The 14,284-nt window shown below is 77.1% G+C and carries 15 protein-coding genes; 9 read left to right on the forward strand and 6 right to left on the reverse strand.

Annotated elements, in window-relative coordinates; genetic code table 11:
- The first annotated feature begins 24 nt into the window (after positions 1 to 24).
- Positions 25 to 1,047 carry a helix-turn-helix domain-containing protein gene (locus tag ACI781_RS02860; protein ID WP_456564570.1) on the forward strand — a complete coding sequence of 341 codons (1,023 nt, stop codon included), beginning with the start codon at positions 25 to 27 and terminating at the stop codon, positions 1,045 to 1,047.
- A gap of 27 nt (positions 1,048 to 1,074) precedes the next feature.
- Here the strand turns inward: ACI781_RS02860 and ACI781_RS02865 are convergent, their stop codons facing one another.
- Both ACI781_RS02865 and ACI781_RS02870 read right to left on the reverse strand, forming a co-directional pair.
- On the reverse strand, positions 1,075 to 3,261 hold the full coding sequence (locus ACI781_RS02865; RefSeq protein WP_456564571.1) for a bifunctional MFS transporter/dTMP kinase: 2,187 nt from the start codon (positions 3,259 to 3,261) through the stop codon (positions 1,075 to 1,077).
- A gap of 60 nt (positions 3,262 to 3,321) precedes the next feature.
- Positions 3,322 to 4,179: a hypothetical protein gene (locus tag ACI781_RS02870; RefSeq protein ID WP_456564572.1), complete on the reverse strand. Its 858-nt coding sequence runs from the start codon at positions 4,177 to 4,179 to the stop codon at positions 3,322 to 3,324.
- 84 nt (positions 4,180 to 4,263) lie between these two features.
- Here ACI781_RS02870 and ACI781_RS02875 point away from each other — a divergent pair, with 84 nt between their 5' ends.
- Both ACI781_RS02875 and ACI781_RS02880 read left to right on the forward strand, forming a co-directional pair.
- Positions 4,264 to 5,208 (forward strand): Ppx/GppA phosphatase family protein, encoded by a 945-nt coding sequence (locus ACI781_RS02875; RefSeq protein WP_456564573.1) that lies wholly within the window; start codon positions 4,264 to 4,266, stop codon positions 5,206 to 5,208.
- A complete protein-coding gene (locus ACI781_RS02880) occupies positions 5,208 to 5,969 on the forward strand; it encodes a hypothetical protein (protein ID WP_456564574.1) in 762 nt (253 codons plus the stop codon). Before ACI781_RS02875 ends, ACI781_RS02880 begins: the two co-directional genes overlap by 1 nt.
- Positions 5,970 to 6,005: 36 nt before the next feature.
- Here ACI781_RS02880 and ACI781_RS02885 read toward each other — a convergent pair whose 3' ends face one another.
- A complete protein-coding gene (locus ACI781_RS02885) occupies positions 6,006 to 6,575 on the reverse strand; it encodes a type 1 glutamine amidotransferase domain-containing protein (protein WP_456564575.1) in 570 nt (189 codons plus the stop codon).
- Between the two features lie 72 nt (positions 6,576 to 6,647).
- Between ACI781_RS02885 and ACI781_RS02890 the strand changes: the two genes are divergently transcribed.
- From ACI781_RS02890 to ACI781_RS02915, 6 genes are all read left to right on the forward strand, one after another.
- Positions 6,648 to 7,340: a hypothetical protein gene (locus ACI781_RS02890; protein WP_456564576.1), complete on the forward strand. Its 693-nt coding sequence runs from the start codon at positions 6,648 to 6,650 to the stop codon at positions 7,338 to 7,340.
- Positions 7,337 to 8,146: a pyrroline-5-carboxylate reductase gene (proC, locus tag ACI781_RS02895; RefSeq protein WP_456564577.1), complete on the forward strand. Its 810-nt coding sequence runs from the start codon at positions 7,337 to 7,339 to the stop codon at positions 8,144 to 8,146. The genes ACI781_RS02890 and proC overlap by 4 nt, the downstream gene beginning before the upstream one ends.
- A 272-nt stretch (positions 8,147 to 8,418) precedes the next feature.
- Positions 8,419 to 8,778, forward strand: coding sequence for a helix-turn-helix domain-containing protein (locus tag ACI781_RS02900; protein ID WP_456564578.1), 360 nt, complete (start codon positions 8,419 to 8,421; stop codon positions 8,776 to 8,778).
- Positions 8,779 to 9,048: 270 nt separating this feature from the next.
- Positions 9,049 to 9,147, forward strand: coding sequence for a 30S ribosomal protein bS22 (locus ACI781_RS02905; RefSeq protein ID WP_012854759.1), 99 nt, complete (start codon positions 9,049 to 9,051; stop codon positions 9,145 to 9,147).
- A 10-nt stretch (positions 9,148 to 9,157) separates the two neighbouring features.
- Positions 9,158 to 10,264 carry an NAD-dependent epimerase/dehydratase family protein gene (locus ACI781_RS02910; RefSeq protein WP_456564579.1) on the forward strand — a complete coding sequence of 369 codons (1,107 nt, stop codon included), beginning with the start codon at positions 9,158 to 9,160 and terminating at the stop codon, positions 10,262 to 10,264.
- Positions 10,257 to 11,165, forward strand: coding sequence for a lysophospholipid acyltransferase family protein (locus ACI781_RS02915; RefSeq protein WP_456564580.1), 909 nt, complete (start codon positions 10,257 to 10,259; stop codon positions 11,163 to 11,165). Before ACI781_RS02910 ends, ACI781_RS02915 begins: the two co-directional genes overlap by 8 nt.
- A gap of 53 nt (positions 11,166 to 11,218) precedes the next feature.
- Here ACI781_RS02915 and ACI781_RS02920 read toward each other — a convergent pair whose 3' ends face one another.
- The 3 genes from ACI781_RS02920 to ACI781_RS02930 all read right to left on the reverse strand — a co-directional run bounded on the left by ACI781_RS02920 (position 11,219) and on the right by ACI781_RS02930 (position 14,268).
- Positions 11,219 to 12,175 (reverse strand): HAD family hydrolase, encoded by a 957-nt coding sequence (locus ACI781_RS02920; protein ID WP_456564581.1) that lies wholly within the window; start codon positions 12,173 to 12,175, stop codon positions 11,219 to 11,221.
- Between the two features lie 94 nt (positions 12,176 to 12,269).
- Positions 12,270 to 13,409 carry a hypothetical protein gene (locus ACI781_RS02925; protein ID WP_456564582.1) on the reverse strand — a complete coding sequence of 380 codons (1,140 nt, stop codon included), beginning with the start codon at positions 13,407 to 13,409 and terminating at the stop codon, positions 12,270 to 12,272.
- A gap of 133 nt (positions 13,410 to 13,542) precedes the next feature.
- Positions 13,543 to 14,268 carry a sigma-70 family RNA polymerase sigma factor gene (locus tag ACI781_RS02930; protein ID WP_456564583.1) on the reverse strand — a complete coding sequence of 242 codons (726 nt, stop codon included), beginning with the start codon at positions 14,266 to 14,268 and terminating at the stop codon, positions 13,543 to 13,545.
- Positions 14,269 to 14,284 lie beyond the last annotated feature (16 nt).

A 14,284-nucleotide genomic window follows, 5' to 3' on the forward strand; every position in this document is an offset into this window, starting at 1 on the left:
CGTCATTCCTGCCATAGTGTCCGCATGACCGACACGCAGCGGCCCGTCGTGGTGAGCGCCATCGTCGCCGACGGCCTCGTCGGGGCCTTCGGGCTGGGCGTCGCGGCCGAGGTCTTCGGCTACGACCGCACCGGGATGGGCCTGCCGCGGTTCGACTTCGCCCTGGTCAGCGACCGGCCGGGCGTCGTCCGCACGGACACGGGGCTGCCGATCACCGTCGAGCACGGCTTCGAGCGGCTCGCGCAGTCCGACGTCCTGCTGATGACCGCCTGGGAGGGCACGCACCGCGCGCCGCCGGACGCCCTGCTGGACGAGCTGCGCGCCGCCCACGCCCGCGGCGCCACGATCGTCAGCCACTGCACCGGGGCCTTCGCCGTCGCCGCCGCGGGGCTGCTCGACGGCTGCCGGGCCACGACCCACTGGAAGTACGCCGGCGAGCTGGCCGCCCGCTACCCGGCCGTGGACGTCGACCCCGCCGTCCTCTACGTCGACTGCGGCCAGGTCATCACCGGCGCCGGGACGGCGGCGGGCGTCGACGCGATGCTGCACCTGGTGCGCCGCGAGTGGGGAGCGGCGGCGGCCAACGCGCTGGCCCGCGAGATGGTCGTCCCGCCGCACCGCGACGGCGGGCAGGCCCAGTTCATCGACGCTCCCGTCGCCGCCTGCGAGGACGACCGGCTGGGCGTCGTCCTGGAGTGGGCGGCCGGCCACCTCGCCGAGGAGATCAGCGTCGAGGCGCTGGCGCGGCGGGCGCTGATGAGCCCGCGCAGCTTCGCCCGGCGGTTCAAGGCGACCACCGGAACCACGCCGCACGCCTGGCTGCTCGCGCAGCGGCTGGCGGCCGCCGAGACCCTGCTGGAGGAGAGCGACGCGTCGATCGAGGAGATCGCGCGGCTGGTCGGCTTCGGCACCGCCGCCGGGTTCCGGGAGCAGTTCGCCCGCCGCCGCGGCGTGTCCCCGCGGGCCTACCGGCAGACGTTCCGGACCGTGCGCCCTGCCGCGGGCGCCCGCACCGTGGACCCCGCCGGGGACGACGCGGCGGCCTGAGCGGCGCGGCCGGTCAGGACCGGCCGGTCAGGACCGGTCGGAGGCCCGGCGGTCGCGGGCCGCGCCGGCCGGCGGGGCGGCGACCCCCGGCGTCTCCTCGCGCGGCACCGTCCCCGCGCCCGGGAAGCGCAGGGCCAGCAGCGTCGCGACCCGCTCCTGCACGACCGGCGACACCAGCCCGGTGCCCGTGGCCCGCGCCCGCGCCTCCAGCCCCTCCCCGGGGACGACGACGTAGCGGTCCGGCGCGGCCTCGGCCCGCTGCAGGAACGCGCGGCGGACGGCGTCGGGGTCGGCGTCGACCGGCGCCTCGGTGACGGGCGCGTCCACGACGACGGTGAGGTCGGGCAGCAGGCCGCGGGTCGCCCACTGCGACGTCCGCAGGATGCGGTCGGCGTCCAGCCCCTGGCCGGCGCCGTGGAAGGCCATGGACGCGTCCACGTAGTGGGCGCTGATGACCACCTGCTCGGCGGCGAGCGAGGGCCGGATGACCGTGGCGACGTGCTCGGCGCGGTCGGCGGCCGCCAGCAGCGCCGCGGTGTAGGCCTCCACCCGCGGGCCGTCGCCCTCCGTCGCCGGCCGCGGCGCGGGGGCCGGCCAGCCCGGCTCGTGCGAGACCGCGAGCCGCGGCGGGTACAGCAGGCGCCCGACCCGCCGGCCGAGGTCGGTGTCGCTGGGCTCGGAGGTGACCACGACGGGGCACCCGCGCTCGCGCACCACCTCGGCCAGCGCCTCCGTGTAGCGGCGGGTCAGCTCGCGGTCGGCGCCCTCCACCACCAGGAACAGGCCGGCCGAGCGCGGGACGGCGGTGAGGATGTCGGAGTTCCCCCACAGCAGGCGCAGCAGGTCCCGCGAGCGGCCGCGGTGCCGCGGGGCGACCTGGCGGGTGGCGTAGAGGCTGACCAGCAGGGCGATCGCGCTGCCCACGAGCAGGGTGAGGCCGGGGCCGCTGACGCTGAACACCAGGTCGCCGACGGCGATGTCGTGCGAGCCGAGGGTGCCGGCCAGGCCCGGGCCGACCGCGACGGCCAGCAGCAGCACGATCCGGACCGAGGAGACGACGAAGGAGAACACCCGGCCGCGCAGCCGGTCCTCGACCTCGAGGCCGATGAGCGTGTAGCCGATGATCCAGGACATCCCGGCGAACAGCCCCACGAAGAAGGCGGCCCCCGTGGCCAGGACGAAGTTCTGCAGCAGTGACATCGCCAGCAGCGCCACCCCGGCCATGCCGATCGCGCGGGCGAACAGGGTGCGCCGGGGGACGGTCGGCAGCACGCGCGGCCCGACGAGCATGCCGAGCGCCAGGCCGGTGAAGACCGTGCCGAAGATGATCCCGTAGCCGGCCGGGCCCGCCCGCAGCGTGGCGATGTAGAGCTGGGCGACGCCGATGATGAGCCCGCCGGCGGCGAACGCCCCGACCGTGCCGATGTACAGCGCCCGCATGTGCGGCTGCCCGCGGAGGAACGAGATCCCCTCCGCCACCAGCGAGAAGACGTTGGTGCTGGTGCTGCGCTCGGCGGGCCGCCCGGGTATCAGGGCGCGCGACACCAGGATGGTCGTCGCGGTGACGCCGTAGGTGAGGGCGTCGAAGACCAGCGCGATGACGATCGCCGTCTGCTCGGCGCCCGGGCCGTGGTGGACGGCGCGGGTCAGCGTGGACAGCAGGGCGAAGACCAGGGCCGCGATCGGGACGGCGCCGTAGATCGAGAACTGCATGAGCTGGTTGGCCACCGCCAGCCGCTCGCGCGGGACGATCGCCACCTGCATCGCCTGCTTGGCGGGGTTGGTGAACAACCCGACGGCCTCGACGAGGAACTGGGCGATGTAGAGCCAGGTCAGCTCGTAGGCGAACGCGATGGACATGTACAGCGCCAGCGCCATCAGGTCGCCCACGACCGCGGTGACCCGGCGGTCGAACCGGTCGGCGAGGGCCCCGGCCAGCGGCGCCAGGAGCAGGTCGGGGAGCAGCCGGGTGAGGATCACGCCGGAGATCGCCACGCCCTGCACGGCCAGGGACTCCTGGCGGGTGAGCTGCTGGGCCATGGCGGTGGTGGCCAGCAGGCCCAGCCAGTCACCGAAGCTGGAGACGGTGATCGCCAGCCACAGCCGGCGGAAGACGGGGATGTGCAGCAGCGCCTTCAGCGCGTTGTCCGGCGGCGGGGTCCCGGCCGGTGCGGAGGCCGGGGGAGGACCCGCGCTCGCGTGGTCCTCGGTCACTGGCCTCGCCGTTCGCTCGTCGGTCGGTCTGCGGAGAGGGTAGTGGCGTCCAGCGGGCGGTCAGGAACCCCGCACCCCGGGAGCGTCGTCCGCACCCGGACGGCGGACCTGCAGCGTGACCGGTCGGGGCCCGCGCCGCGGCGCCGGGCTGGCCGGGTGCGGGGCGACCATGCCGAGGTCCAGACGGGCCTCGGTCAGCCGGCGCAGCTCGTCGTAGGCGGCGGGACCGATCAGCGCGGTGAGCTCCGCCGCGTAGGTGAGCACCATCGGCTCGGGGGAGACGTGGGCGGCCGGGGAGCCGGTGCACCACCAGTGCAGGTCGGCGCCGCCGGGGCCCCACCCGCGCCGGTCGAACTCGCCGAGCGTCGTCACCACCACCCGGGAGCCGTCCGGGCGCTCGACCACGTCCTGCTCGCGGCGCACCGGCAGCTGCCAGCAGACGTCGGGCTTGGTGGTCAGCGGGTGCAGGTCCTCCCGCAGCGCCATCCGGTGCAGCGCGCAGCCGGCGCCCCCGGGGAAGCCCGGGCGGTTGAGGAAGACGCACGCGCCGTCGACCAGGCGGGTGCGCAGCGACCGGGCGCCGTCCTCCTCGGTCTCGTCCTCGGCCCGGTCCAGCTCGGTCCACGCGCCGCGGCCCACCGGGGCCAGCTGCCAGTCCTCGTCGGTGAGCTCGGCGACGGCCGCGGTGACCCGCAGCAGGTCGTCCTCCTCGCTGAAGAACGCGCCGTGGCTGCAGCAGCCGTCGTCGGCGCGGCCCTCGACCACGCCCGCGCAGCCGCGGCCGAACACGCACGTCCATGCGGAGCCCAGCCAGGTCAGGTCGGCGCGCACCACCCGGCCGGGGTCGGCCGGGTCCGGGAACTCCAGCCACTCCCGGGCGAAGTCGGGCTCCACCTCGGGCGGGACGTCGTCGGGCACCGCCCCAGGGTAGGGAGCGGCGTCCCGGCCGCCTCGCCGGTGCCCGCGCGGCCGCCGGCAGCGGCGCCCGGCAGACTGACCGGCATGCGGCTCGGGGTGCTGGACGTCGGCTCGAACACCGTCCACCTGCTGGTCGTGGACGCGCACCGCGGCGGCCACCCCACGCCCACGCACGACGACCGCTGGCTGCTGCGCCTGGCCGAGCACGTCGGCGAGGACGACGTGCTGTCCCGCGCGGGGGAGAAGGCCCTGGTCCGGGCCGTGCGCAAGGCCTGCGAGCAGGCCGAGGCGCTGGGCTGCGAGGAGCTGCTGGGCCTGGTCACCTCGGCCATCCGCGAGGCGCGCAACGGCATGGAGGTGCTGGAGCGGGTCCGGGCCGAGACCGGGGTCGACCTGCAGGTGACCAGCGGCGAGGACGAGGCGCGGCTGACGTTCCTCGCCGTCCGGCGCTGGTTCGGCTGGAGCGCCGGGCGCCTGCTGGTCCTCGACATCGGCGGCGGCTCGCTGGAGCTGGCGGCCGGCATGGACGAGGACCCCGAGGTCGCGCTGTCGCTGCCGCTGGGGGCCGGGCGGATGACCCGCCGGTACCTGCCCGCGGCGGCCACCGGCGGCCGGCCGGACCTCGCCGCGCTGGAGGAGCTGCGCGAGCACGCCGGCGACCTGCTGGCCCCGGCGACGGAGAAGCTGCGCGCCGTCGGCCCCCCGGACCTGGTCGCCGCGACCAGCAAGACCTTCCGCACCCTCGCCCGGCTGACCGGTGCGGCGCCCTACTCGGCCGGTCTGCGCGTGCCGCGCGAGCTGACCACCGACGGGCTGGAGCAGCTGATCGGCTTCGTGTCCCGGATCGAGAGCTCCGCGCTGGCCGAGCTGCAGGGCGTGTCGCCCGACCGCGCGCACCAGGTCCCGGCCGGTGCCGTGGTGGCGCGGGCCGCGATGGGCGCCCTCGACGTACCGTTCGTCCGCATCTGTCCGTGGGCCCTGCGGGAGGGCGTCATCCTCCGCCGGCTGGACTCCCTGGGAGGCCTGTGATGTCCGACCCGCGCCGCGACCCCGAGACCGGGGGCCGCTCGCTGGCCGACATCCTCCGCGAGGCCGGTGTCGAGTCCGCCCGCACCGGCCGGCGCCGGCGCGGGGACACCGGTGAGCAGCCGGTCCCGGCCCGGCAGCGCGGCTCCCGCCGCGGGGACGGCGACGGCACCGGCGACACCGGCCGGGTCGCGGACCCCGCCGCCTTCGGGCGCCGGGCCGGGGACACGGGGTCGACCCCGCCGGCCGCCCCGGCCGACCCGGTCAAGGCGCGGGTCCGCACCCCGGCCGACCCGCTGGCCCGCCGCGGTCAACCGCCGGCGGAGCCGCCGCGCGCGCCCGACGGTCCCTCGACCGCGGCGATCCCGGGCCTGCGGCCCTCCCGCCGGCCCGGCGTCCCCGGGTCCGCCGACGCGGGGCCCTCGACCGGCCCCATCCCGATCGTGCGCGACGACGACCCGCCGCTGGTTGAGGACGAGCCGGCCGGCGGCGCGCTCGCCTGGCTGCGTTTCGCCGGCGAGCTCGTCGTCGCCCTCGCCGCGGGGGTCGGCATCTACCTGCTGTTCACGGTGCTGTGGGAGCAGCTGCCCCGGATCACCGTGGTGGTCGCGCCGCTGGCCGTGACCGCGCTCGTCGGCGCGGTCGGGGCGTGGCGGCACCGCTTCGGGGGCGAGGCGCTCGGCCTGCGGCTGGTCGTGGTCCTGGTGTTCGCGGGGACCCTGCTGACCGTCGCCCCCGCCGCGGCCCTGCTCGGCGGCGCCTGAGGGCCCCGCCGCCCGCGCGGCGGGGCCCCTCGGGCGTCAGTCCGCGGTGTCGTCCGCGTCGGTCCCGGCCCGGGCGAAGACCTCCAAGATCGCGGCGCCGAAGGCGTCGAGGTCGTCGGGCTTGCGGCTGGTGACCAGGCCTCCGTCGACGACGACCTCCTCGTCGACCCACGTGGCTCCCGCGTTGCGCAGGTCGGTCTGCAGCGACGGCCACGACGTCATCCGGCGCCCGCGGACGACGTCGGCCTCGGCGAGCACCCACGGGGCGTGGCAGATCGCGGCCACGGGCTTGCCCGCGTCGAAGAAGGCCCGCACGAACGCGACGGCGTCGGCGTCGGCGCGGACGAAGTCGCCGTTGACGACCCCGCCGGGGAGCACCAGCGCCGCGTAGTCGTCGGGGTCGGCGTCGCCCACCGTCGTGTCCACCTTGCGCGTGTCGCCCTTGTCGATGTGCTGGAAGGCGGTGGTCTCCCCGGCCTCCAGGGAGACCAGTTCGGGCTCGGCGCCGGCCTCCTCGAGGGCCTGCCAGGGCCGTTCCAGCTCGACCTGCTCCACGCCGTCCGTCGCCAGCACGGCGACCCGCATCCCGCTCAGCTCGTCAGCCATGGGGCGGCGGCTACCCGGCCCTCCCGGGCGGCACACCCGGGCCGCCCGCGGCGTCCCACTACGGTTCGGGCCGTGCGCGTGCCGTGGCGGGACCCCGCGTCCGGGCCACTCGTGCGCCCGCGCGGCGTGGTGGCGGTGGCCCGCGAGCTGGTCGGGTCCGGGCACCCGGTGGCGCTGGACCACGCGCCGGGAGCCGACCCCGTCGCGGAGCTGTCCGGCCTGCTCGACGCGGTGGCCGGCGCCGGCCTCGCCGGGCGCTGCCGGCTCGCGCTGCCCGTCGCCGCGCTGCCCGACGCCGCCGTCGGCGACCTCGCCGCCCGCGCCGCGGACGCCGCTCTGGGCGTCGACCTGGCCGGCCCGCTGGAGCGCGTGCGCGAGCTCGCCGTCCGGGTGCCGGTGGCCGGGGTGGTGGTGCCCGCCGCGGTCCCGGGCGCCGAGGACGCCTGCCGGGCGCTGGGCGGCGGCCGGGTGCGGCTGACCGGTCGCGCGGGCCGCCGCGGCGCGCCGGGCGCGGACCTGGCGTTCGTGCGCTGCCTCAACGTGCTGATGTCCGCGACCGGGCACCCCGGTGTCGCGACGACCGACCCGCGGCTGCTGGCGATCGCCGGCGAGCGCGCGGCCTGGAACGAGCGGGATCCGGAGAGCTGGGAGTACGTGATGGCGCAGGGAGTGCGGGTGCAGGAGCAGCGGCGGCTGCTGGCCGGGGGTGCCACGGTCCGCGTGGCGGTGCGGTCGGGGGCACGGCGGTCGGGGGCACGGCGATGAGCCGGTCGGGGGTGGCCCTCGTCGGCGGCGGGAAGATGGGCGAGGCGCTGCTGGCGGGCCTGGTGCGCACGCGCGGGGCCGGCCAGGTCGTCGTCGTCGAGCGCAGCGCCGAGCGCGCCGCGGAGCTGACGGCCCGCCACGGCGTGCAGGTGCTGGAGCTGACCGAGGCGGCCGCCCGCGCGCGGGTGCTGCTGCTCGCGGTCAAGCCGCAGGACGTCGACGGGCTGCTGCGGCTGGTCGCGGGCTCGGTGGACGGCGACACCCTGGTCGTCTCCGTCGCCGCCGGGGTCTCCACCGCCCGGGTCGAGGCGGCGCTGCCGGCCGGCGTCCCGGTCGTGCGGGTCATGCCCAACACCCCCGCGCTGGTGCGGGAGGGGATGAGCGTGCTGTCCGGGGGCGCGCACGCCACGGACGCCGACCTGGACGAGGCCGAGGAGCTGCTCGCCGCGGTCGGGCAGGTCCGGCGCGTGCCCGAGGCGCAGCAGGACGCGGTGACCGCGCTGTCCGGCAGCGGCCCCGCCTACCTCTTCTACGTCGTCGAGGCGCTGGTGGACGCGGGGGTGCAGCTGGGCCTGTCCCGGGCGCTGGCGACCGACCTGGTCGTGCAGACGGCGGTGGGCTCGGCGGTCATGCTGCGCGACTCGGGGGACCACCCCGTGCAGCTGCGCGAGGCGGTGACCAGCCCCGGGGGGACGACGGCTGCGGCCCTGCGGGAGCTGGAGCGGCACGGCGTGCGCGCGGCCCTGGCCGCGGCGGCCGAGGCGGCGCGCGACCGCTCGCTGGAGCTGGGGCGCCCGGACGCCTGAGGCCGGCGACCGGCGGTCCGCGGCCGGCCCCGGGCCTGCTGCGGGCGGGGCGGCTGGGGCGCGTGACGCGCGAGGGTCACCTGCGACTCGCCGAGGGACATGTCGACAGAGCTACATAGGTGTAGTTCTGCCGAGGACGGACCGGTCCGCATGTCCGTTTCATACGTCGCATCAGTCACGCGGGTCCCCCTACTCTCTGTATCAGCACGTGCGTGTCCCGTAGCCGGTGGGGAAGCCGGCACCCGACTCGTGCTAGTCCGGAGACGACTGACATGACCATGCCCCAGCGCCACGCCGCCCAGCAGCACGCCGCCGCTCCGTACGCCCGCCCGGGTGTGCCCGCGCCGCGGCCCGTCGGTCGCCCCGTGTCGGCGGCCACCATGGCCCGCCCGGTCGGCCCGCAGCACCCGGCCGCCGTGCCCGTCGGCCGTCCCGCCGTCCCCGCCCCCCGCGCCTCGGTCACCTTCCTGACCGTCGCCGAGGTCGCGAGCATGATGCGCGTCTCCAAGATGACCGTGTACCGCCTCGTCCACGCCGGCGAGCTCTCCGCCGTCCGCGTCGGCCGGTCCTTCCGCGTGCCGGAGCGCGCCGTGCAGGACTACCTGCGCGACGCCTACACCGACATCGCCTGAGGAAGGACCCCGCTGCTCCCCACGCCACGCTCCGCGCGGCGCGGGCCCCGGCAGCGGGCCGAGGGTGCGGCGGTCGGTCAGCCGTCCTCCCTCTCGATCGGGGTGTCTCCGGCTCCCGCGGCAGCGTCGCCGCGGGGGTGCCGGGTACTCTCGGCTCGATGTGGCCCGGGGGGCGTCAGTCCCGTCCGGCCGCGCACGAGCTGATCACCCCTCCGCGGCACCGCCGGCCTGCCGGCCCCGGTGCCGCCCAGCAGACCCCGGGAGCAGACCATGGGTTCGGTCATCAAGAAGCGCCGCAAGCGGATGGCGAAGAAGAAGCACCGCAAGCTCCTCAAGAAGACCCGCGTGCAGCGCCGCAACAAGAAGTGAGCTGACGCTCGTGCCGCCCGCGGTCGTCCTCGTCACCGGTGTCAGCCGGTGGCTCGGCGGAGCGCTGGCGGCCGAGCTCGCACACGACCCCGCCATCGGCCGGGTCATCGGGGTGGACACGGTCCCCCCGTCCGCGGAGATGCTGCGCCGGCTCGGTCGCACCGAGTTCGTCCGCGCCGACATCCGCAACCCGCTGATCGGCAAGGTCATCGCCACGGCCGGCGTCGACACGGTCGTGCACATGAACATCAGCTCCACCCCGGCCGGCTCCGGGGGGCGTGGCCCGATGAAGGAACTCAACGTCATCGGCACGATGCAGCTGCTCGCCGCCTGCCAGCGCGCGCCGTCCGTGCGGCGGCTGGTGCTCAAGTCCACCAGCGCCGTCTACGGGGCCTCGCCCCGCGACCCCGCCGTCTTCACCGAGGCGATGCAGGCGCGGCGGGTGCCCTCCGGCGGCTTCGCCCGGGACAGCCTCGACATCGAGGGCTACGTGCGCTCCTTCGCGCGCCGCCGGCCCGACGTCGGCGTCGCCGTGCTGCGCTTCACCAACTTCATCGGCCCGCGCATCGACTCGCTGCTCACCGGCTTCCTGCGGATGCCGGTCGTCCCGACGGCGCTGGGCTACGACGCCCGCGTCCAGCTGCTGCACGAGGACGACGCCCTCGCCGTCCTCGCCCGGGCCACCACCGGGGACTTCGCCGGCACGGCGAACGTCGGCGGCGCGGGCACGCTGCTGCTCTCCCAGGTCATCCGGCGGCTCGGCCGGCTGCAGGTGCCGCTGCCGGCGCCGACGCTGGGCTCGCTGGGCCGGCTCACCCGCCGGTTCGGGTTCATCGACTACTCCCCGGAGCAGATGCGCTTCCTCAACTTCGGTCGCGTCGTGGACACCCGCGTGCTGCGCACCGAGTTCGGCTACACCCCGCGCTACTCCACCGAGCAGGCGCTGGCCGACTACGCCCGCACGGTGCGGCCGGTGCTGTCGCGCGAGTCCGTCGCCGGGGTGACCGGCCGGGCCGAGCGGCTCGTCGGCCGGGTGGGCCGCACGGCCGCCTCGGTGGGGGACCGGCTGCGACCGACGCCGCCGGCGCCGGACCTGCGGGCGGTGCGCGATGCCTGAGGCCCGGGTCATCCCGCTGCGGCCCGACGACGACGAGCCGCGCGTCCCCCCGCCGGCCGCCCACCGGTGGGACCAGCAGCTGACCGAGGTCCTGGAGTTCCTGCGCCGGCGGGCCACCGGCGAGTACGCCACCGACGAGTTCGGCTTCGACGCCGACCTCACCGACCACGTGCTCCTGCCGATGCTGCGGCCGCTGTTCAACCGCTGGTTCCGGGTGGAGACCCACGGGGCGGAGAACGTCCCGGCCACCGGCGGCGCCCTGGTGGTCGCCAACCACTCCGGGACGGTGCCGATCGACGCGCTGATGACGACGGTCGCGCTGCACGACGACCACCCGGCCCGGCGGCGGTTCCGGCTGCTCGGCGCCGACCTCGTCTTCGAGCTGCCGTTCATCGGCTCCATGGCGCGCAAGTTCGGCGCGACGCTGGCCTGCAGCGAGGACGCCGAACGGCTGCTGACCGACGGCGAGCTCGTCGGGGTCTTCCCGGAGGGCTTCAAGGGCATCGGGAAACCGTTCCGTGACCGCTACACCCTGCAGCGGTTCGGCCGGGGCGGTTTCGTCACGGCGGCTCTGCGGACGGGGGTGCCGATCGTCCCGTGCGCGATCGTCGGGGCGGAGGAGATCTACCCGATGATCGGCAACGCCCGGACCGCGGCGCGGCTGTTCGGGCTGCCGTACCTGCCGATCACGCCGACCTTCCCGCTGCTCGGCCCCCTCGGGCTGGTGCCGCTGCCGTCGAAGTGGCTGATCGCGTTCGGCGAGCCGATCGAGACCGCGTCCTACGGCCCCGCCGCCGCCGAGGACCCGATGCTGGTCTTCAACCTCACCGACCAGGTGCGCGAGACGATCCAGCAGTCGCTCTACCAGCTGCTGCTCAAGCGCCCCTCCGTCTTCGGCTGACGCCCTCCCCGCCTCCCGGTGCGGGAGGGCGGTCCCGCACCGGGAGGTGCGGGTCAGAAGAAGCGGGACAGGCCGCGCCTGGGCGGCGGCGGGGGTGGCGGGGGCGGCGGCTGGCGGCGGCGCCGGATCGCCAGCGCCCCGCCGACGATCCCACCGGACAGCGCCGCCGCGGCTAGCGTCGGGATGCCGATGATCGCGGCCTTGCGGCCGGTCCGGAAGTCGCGCACCTGCCACCCGCGGGAACGCGCCACCGCGCGCAGCTCCGTGTCCGGGTTCACCGCGACGGCCTCCCCGGTCAGCGTGAGCATCGGCAGGTCGTTGGACGAGTCGCTGTAGGCGGTGCAGCGGGACAGGTCCAGCCCCTCCCGCTCGGCGAGCGCCCGGACGGCCTCGGCCTTCGCCTCGCCGTGCATCAGCTCCCCGACCAGCCGGCCGGTGTAGCGGCCGTCGCGGATCTCGGAGACCGTGCCGAGCGCCCCGGTCAGGCCCAGGCGCTGGGCGATGATGCGGGCCAGCTCGACCGGGGTGGCGGTGACCAGCCAGACCCGCTGGCCGGCGTCCAGGTGCTGCTGAGCCAGCACGCGGGTGCCCGCCCAGATGCGGTCGGCCATCAGCTCGTCGTAGATCTCCTCGCCGGCCTCGACGATCTCGACGACCGAACGACCCGCCACGAACGCCAGAGCGTTCTCGCGGATCGTGTGCATGTCGTCGGCGTTCTCGTTGCCCGCCAGCCGGAACTTCGCCTGCTGCCAGGCGAACCGGGCCAGGTCGCGGCCGGTGAAGTACTTGCGCGCGGCCAGGCCCCGGGCGAACCAGAACAGCGACGCGCCCATCATCATCGTGTTGTCGACGTCGAAGAAGGCCGCGGCGGACGGGTCCGGGACGACGGCGGGCGGCGGCTCGACCTCCGCCGCGGCGGCCGAGGCAGCACCGGCGACCGCTGCCCGCGTCTCGTCGCCGACACCCTGGTCGACCGGGACGCCGCGACCCCGGAAGGGCAGGACCGGCACGCGCGACCTCCTCGGCTGCGACCCCGCCATCGGGTGCGGCGGACTCTCCCGCGACGACCCTATCGGGACGGCGCCCGGCGTTCCGCTCGAACGCTCAGCAGAGCAGCGGGGGCAGGCAGAGCGGCAGGGGCAGGTCGAGCAGCGGCGGTGGGGTGGCGCCCGGCGGGCCGGCCGGGGACGGGAGCGCCGGCCGCCCGGCCGGGGCCGGCACGGGCAGCGGCAGCGGGACAGGGGGGCCGGGAACGGCCCGCGGCGGCGGGCCGGCGCCCGCCCCGCCGGTGGGGACCGCGGATGGGGTCGAGCCCGCGCCGGGGTCGGCCGGGGCGACCGGCGGGGGCACCTCCGTCGGCGCCGGCGCGCCGCCGGTGGGGGCGGCGGGTGCGCTGCCGCCGGGGGCGGCGGGCGTGCTGCCCGTGGGGGCGGACGGGACGAGGGCGGGCCGGCACAGCCCCGGGATCGGGCCCAGGTCGTCGCGGCCGGCGTCCGCCGGCCGGGTGGCGCAGCCGAGCGCGGCGCGCGCGGCGCCGACCCGGGCCTGCACGGCGTCGAGCAGCTCCCACGACGCCTGGGCGGCGTCGGCCGTCGCCGCCGGGAGCCGCGGCCGGACCGCCGCCAGCGCCGCCGACTGCCCGGAGGTCCAGCCGGCCAGCTCGTCCAGGGCCGCCGGCGTGCCCGAGTCCAGCGCGGCGGTGACCAGCAGGGCCGCGCCCTCGGCGGTCTGGTCGTCCATCGTCTCCAGGGTGGCGACGACCAGTCCGGCGTCGTCGTGCTCGTCCTCGAGCTCGCCCAGGCGGGTGCCGGCGAACTCCAGCAGGGTCAGCCCGCGGTCGTCGCCGGCCAGGGCCAGCTGGGTCCGCTCGGTGCCGCGCTTGAGGCCGTACAGCAGGTCCCCGGGCTGCGCGTCGGCGGCGAGGGCGACGACGACGCCCAGCGCGCTGACCGCCAGCGCCGCGCCCGCCAGGCCCGCGGTGAGCCGGGCGCGCCACCGCGACGGCGGCCCGTCGACGGCGCGCGCCCGCAGCAGCCGCCGCGCGAGCCCGCCCGGCGCCGGCTCCGGCGAGCGGACGGCGGCCATGGCCACCAGCCGCGCGCGGGTCGCGGCCCGGAAGTCCGGGGCGGGCTCGACGTCCAGGCCGCTGCCCAGCCCCCGCAGCCGGGCGGCGACCGCTCCCTCGCGGTCCGGCGCGAGGGCGGCACCGCCGCGGGGCCGTGCCGCCCCGTCGTCCGTGCTCATCGCGCTCCTCCGGTCCGCCCGGGCCGCGGCCGGCCTGTCCCGAGCCCCGCCCACACGACCAACGACGGCGGGCGGCCCGCCGTTACGGGGGACCGGCCGGGAACGACGGGATCGGTCCCACGGGTGCCGCCGGTCACCGCAGCCCCTCCGGCAGCAGGCTCGCCAGGCGGCGCACCGCGCGGTGCTGCAGCGCCTTGATCGCGCCGTCCTTCTTGCCCATGACGGCAGCCGTCTCGGCCACCGACAGGCCCTGCAGGAAGCGCAGCGAGATGCACTCCTGCTGCTCGCCGCCGAGCCGGCGCACGCAGGCCAGGAGCTCCTCGGCGGTCAGCCGCGAGACCACCGCGTCCTCGGGGCCGTCGGTGGCGCGGTCGGCATCGCGCATGTCCGCGGTGGTGACCTCCAGCCGGTAGCGGCTGCTCTTCACGTGGTCGCGCACGATGTTGCGCGCGATCGTGACCAGCCACGCGCCGACGTCCCGGCCCTGGAAGGACAGCGAGTCGATCCGGCGCAGCGCGCGCACGAACGTCTCGCTGGTGAAGTCCTCGGCCAGGGTCCGGTCGCCGACCCGGTGGTACAGGTACCGGTACACCATCGTCACGTAGTGGTCGTAGAGCCGGCCGAAGGCCTCGGCGTCGCCCTGCTGGGCGCGGTGGACCAGCGCCCAGACGTCGACCCGGTCGCCGGCCGGCCCGTCGGCCGGGGCCGCGGGCCCGGCGGCGAGCGGGGCGTCCGCCGGCGCGGACCCGCCGCTGACCCGCGGGTGCGGCGTGGGGCGCGGGCGGGGGGAGGGACGGCGGGGCGCCGGCGCGGCCACGGGGACGGCGGGCCGCTCGTCCACCGGACGCGGGCGGGCCATGCGGGGATCGACCTCC

Source organism: Blastococcus sp. SYSU D00695, from assembly GCF_054050555.1.

Bases quoted from the DNA above. Each gene is read 5' to 3' on its own strand.
- ACI781_RS02885 (WP_456564575.1), bottom strand. From the start codon at position 6,575: ATGGCTGACGAGCTGAGCGGGATGCGGGTCGCCGTGCTGGCGACGGAC.
- ACI781_RS02925 (WP_456564582.1), bottom strand. From the start codon at position 13,409: ATGAGCACGGACGACGGGGCGGCACGGCCCCGCGGCGGTGCCGCCCTC.
- ACI781_RS02930 (WP_456564583.1), bottom strand. From the start codon at position 14,268: ATGGCCCGCCCGCGTCCGGTGGACGAGCGGCCCGCCGTCCCCGTGGCC.
- ACI781_RS02875 (WP_456564573.1), top strand. From the start codon at position 4,264: ATGCGGCTCGGGGTGCTGGACGTCGGCTCGAACACCGTCCACCTGCTG.
- ACI781_RS02915 (WP_456564580.1), top strand. From the start codon at position 10,257: ATGCCTGAGGCCCGGGTCATCCCGCTGCGGCCCGACGACGACGAGCCG.
- ACI781_RS02880 (WP_456564574.1), top strand. From the start codon at position 5,208: ATGTCCGACCCGCGCCGCGACCCCGAGACCGGGGGCCGCTCGCTGGCC.
- ACI781_RS02900 (WP_456564578.1), top strand. From the start codon at position 8,419: ATGACCATGCCCCAGCGCCACGCCGCCCAGCAGCACGCCGCCGCTCCG.
- ACI781_RS02860 (WP_456564570.1), top strand. From the start codon at position 25: ATGACCGACACGCAGCGGCCCGTCGTGGTGAGCGCCATCGTCGCCGAC.
- proC (WP_456564577.1), top strand. From the start codon at position 7,337: ATGAGCCGGTCGGGGGTGGCCCTCGTCGGCGGCGGGAAGATGGGCGAG.
- ACI781_RS02905 (WP_012854759.1), top strand. From the start codon at position 9,049: ATGGGTTCGGTCATCAAGAAGCGCCGCAAGCGGATGGCGAAGAAGAAG.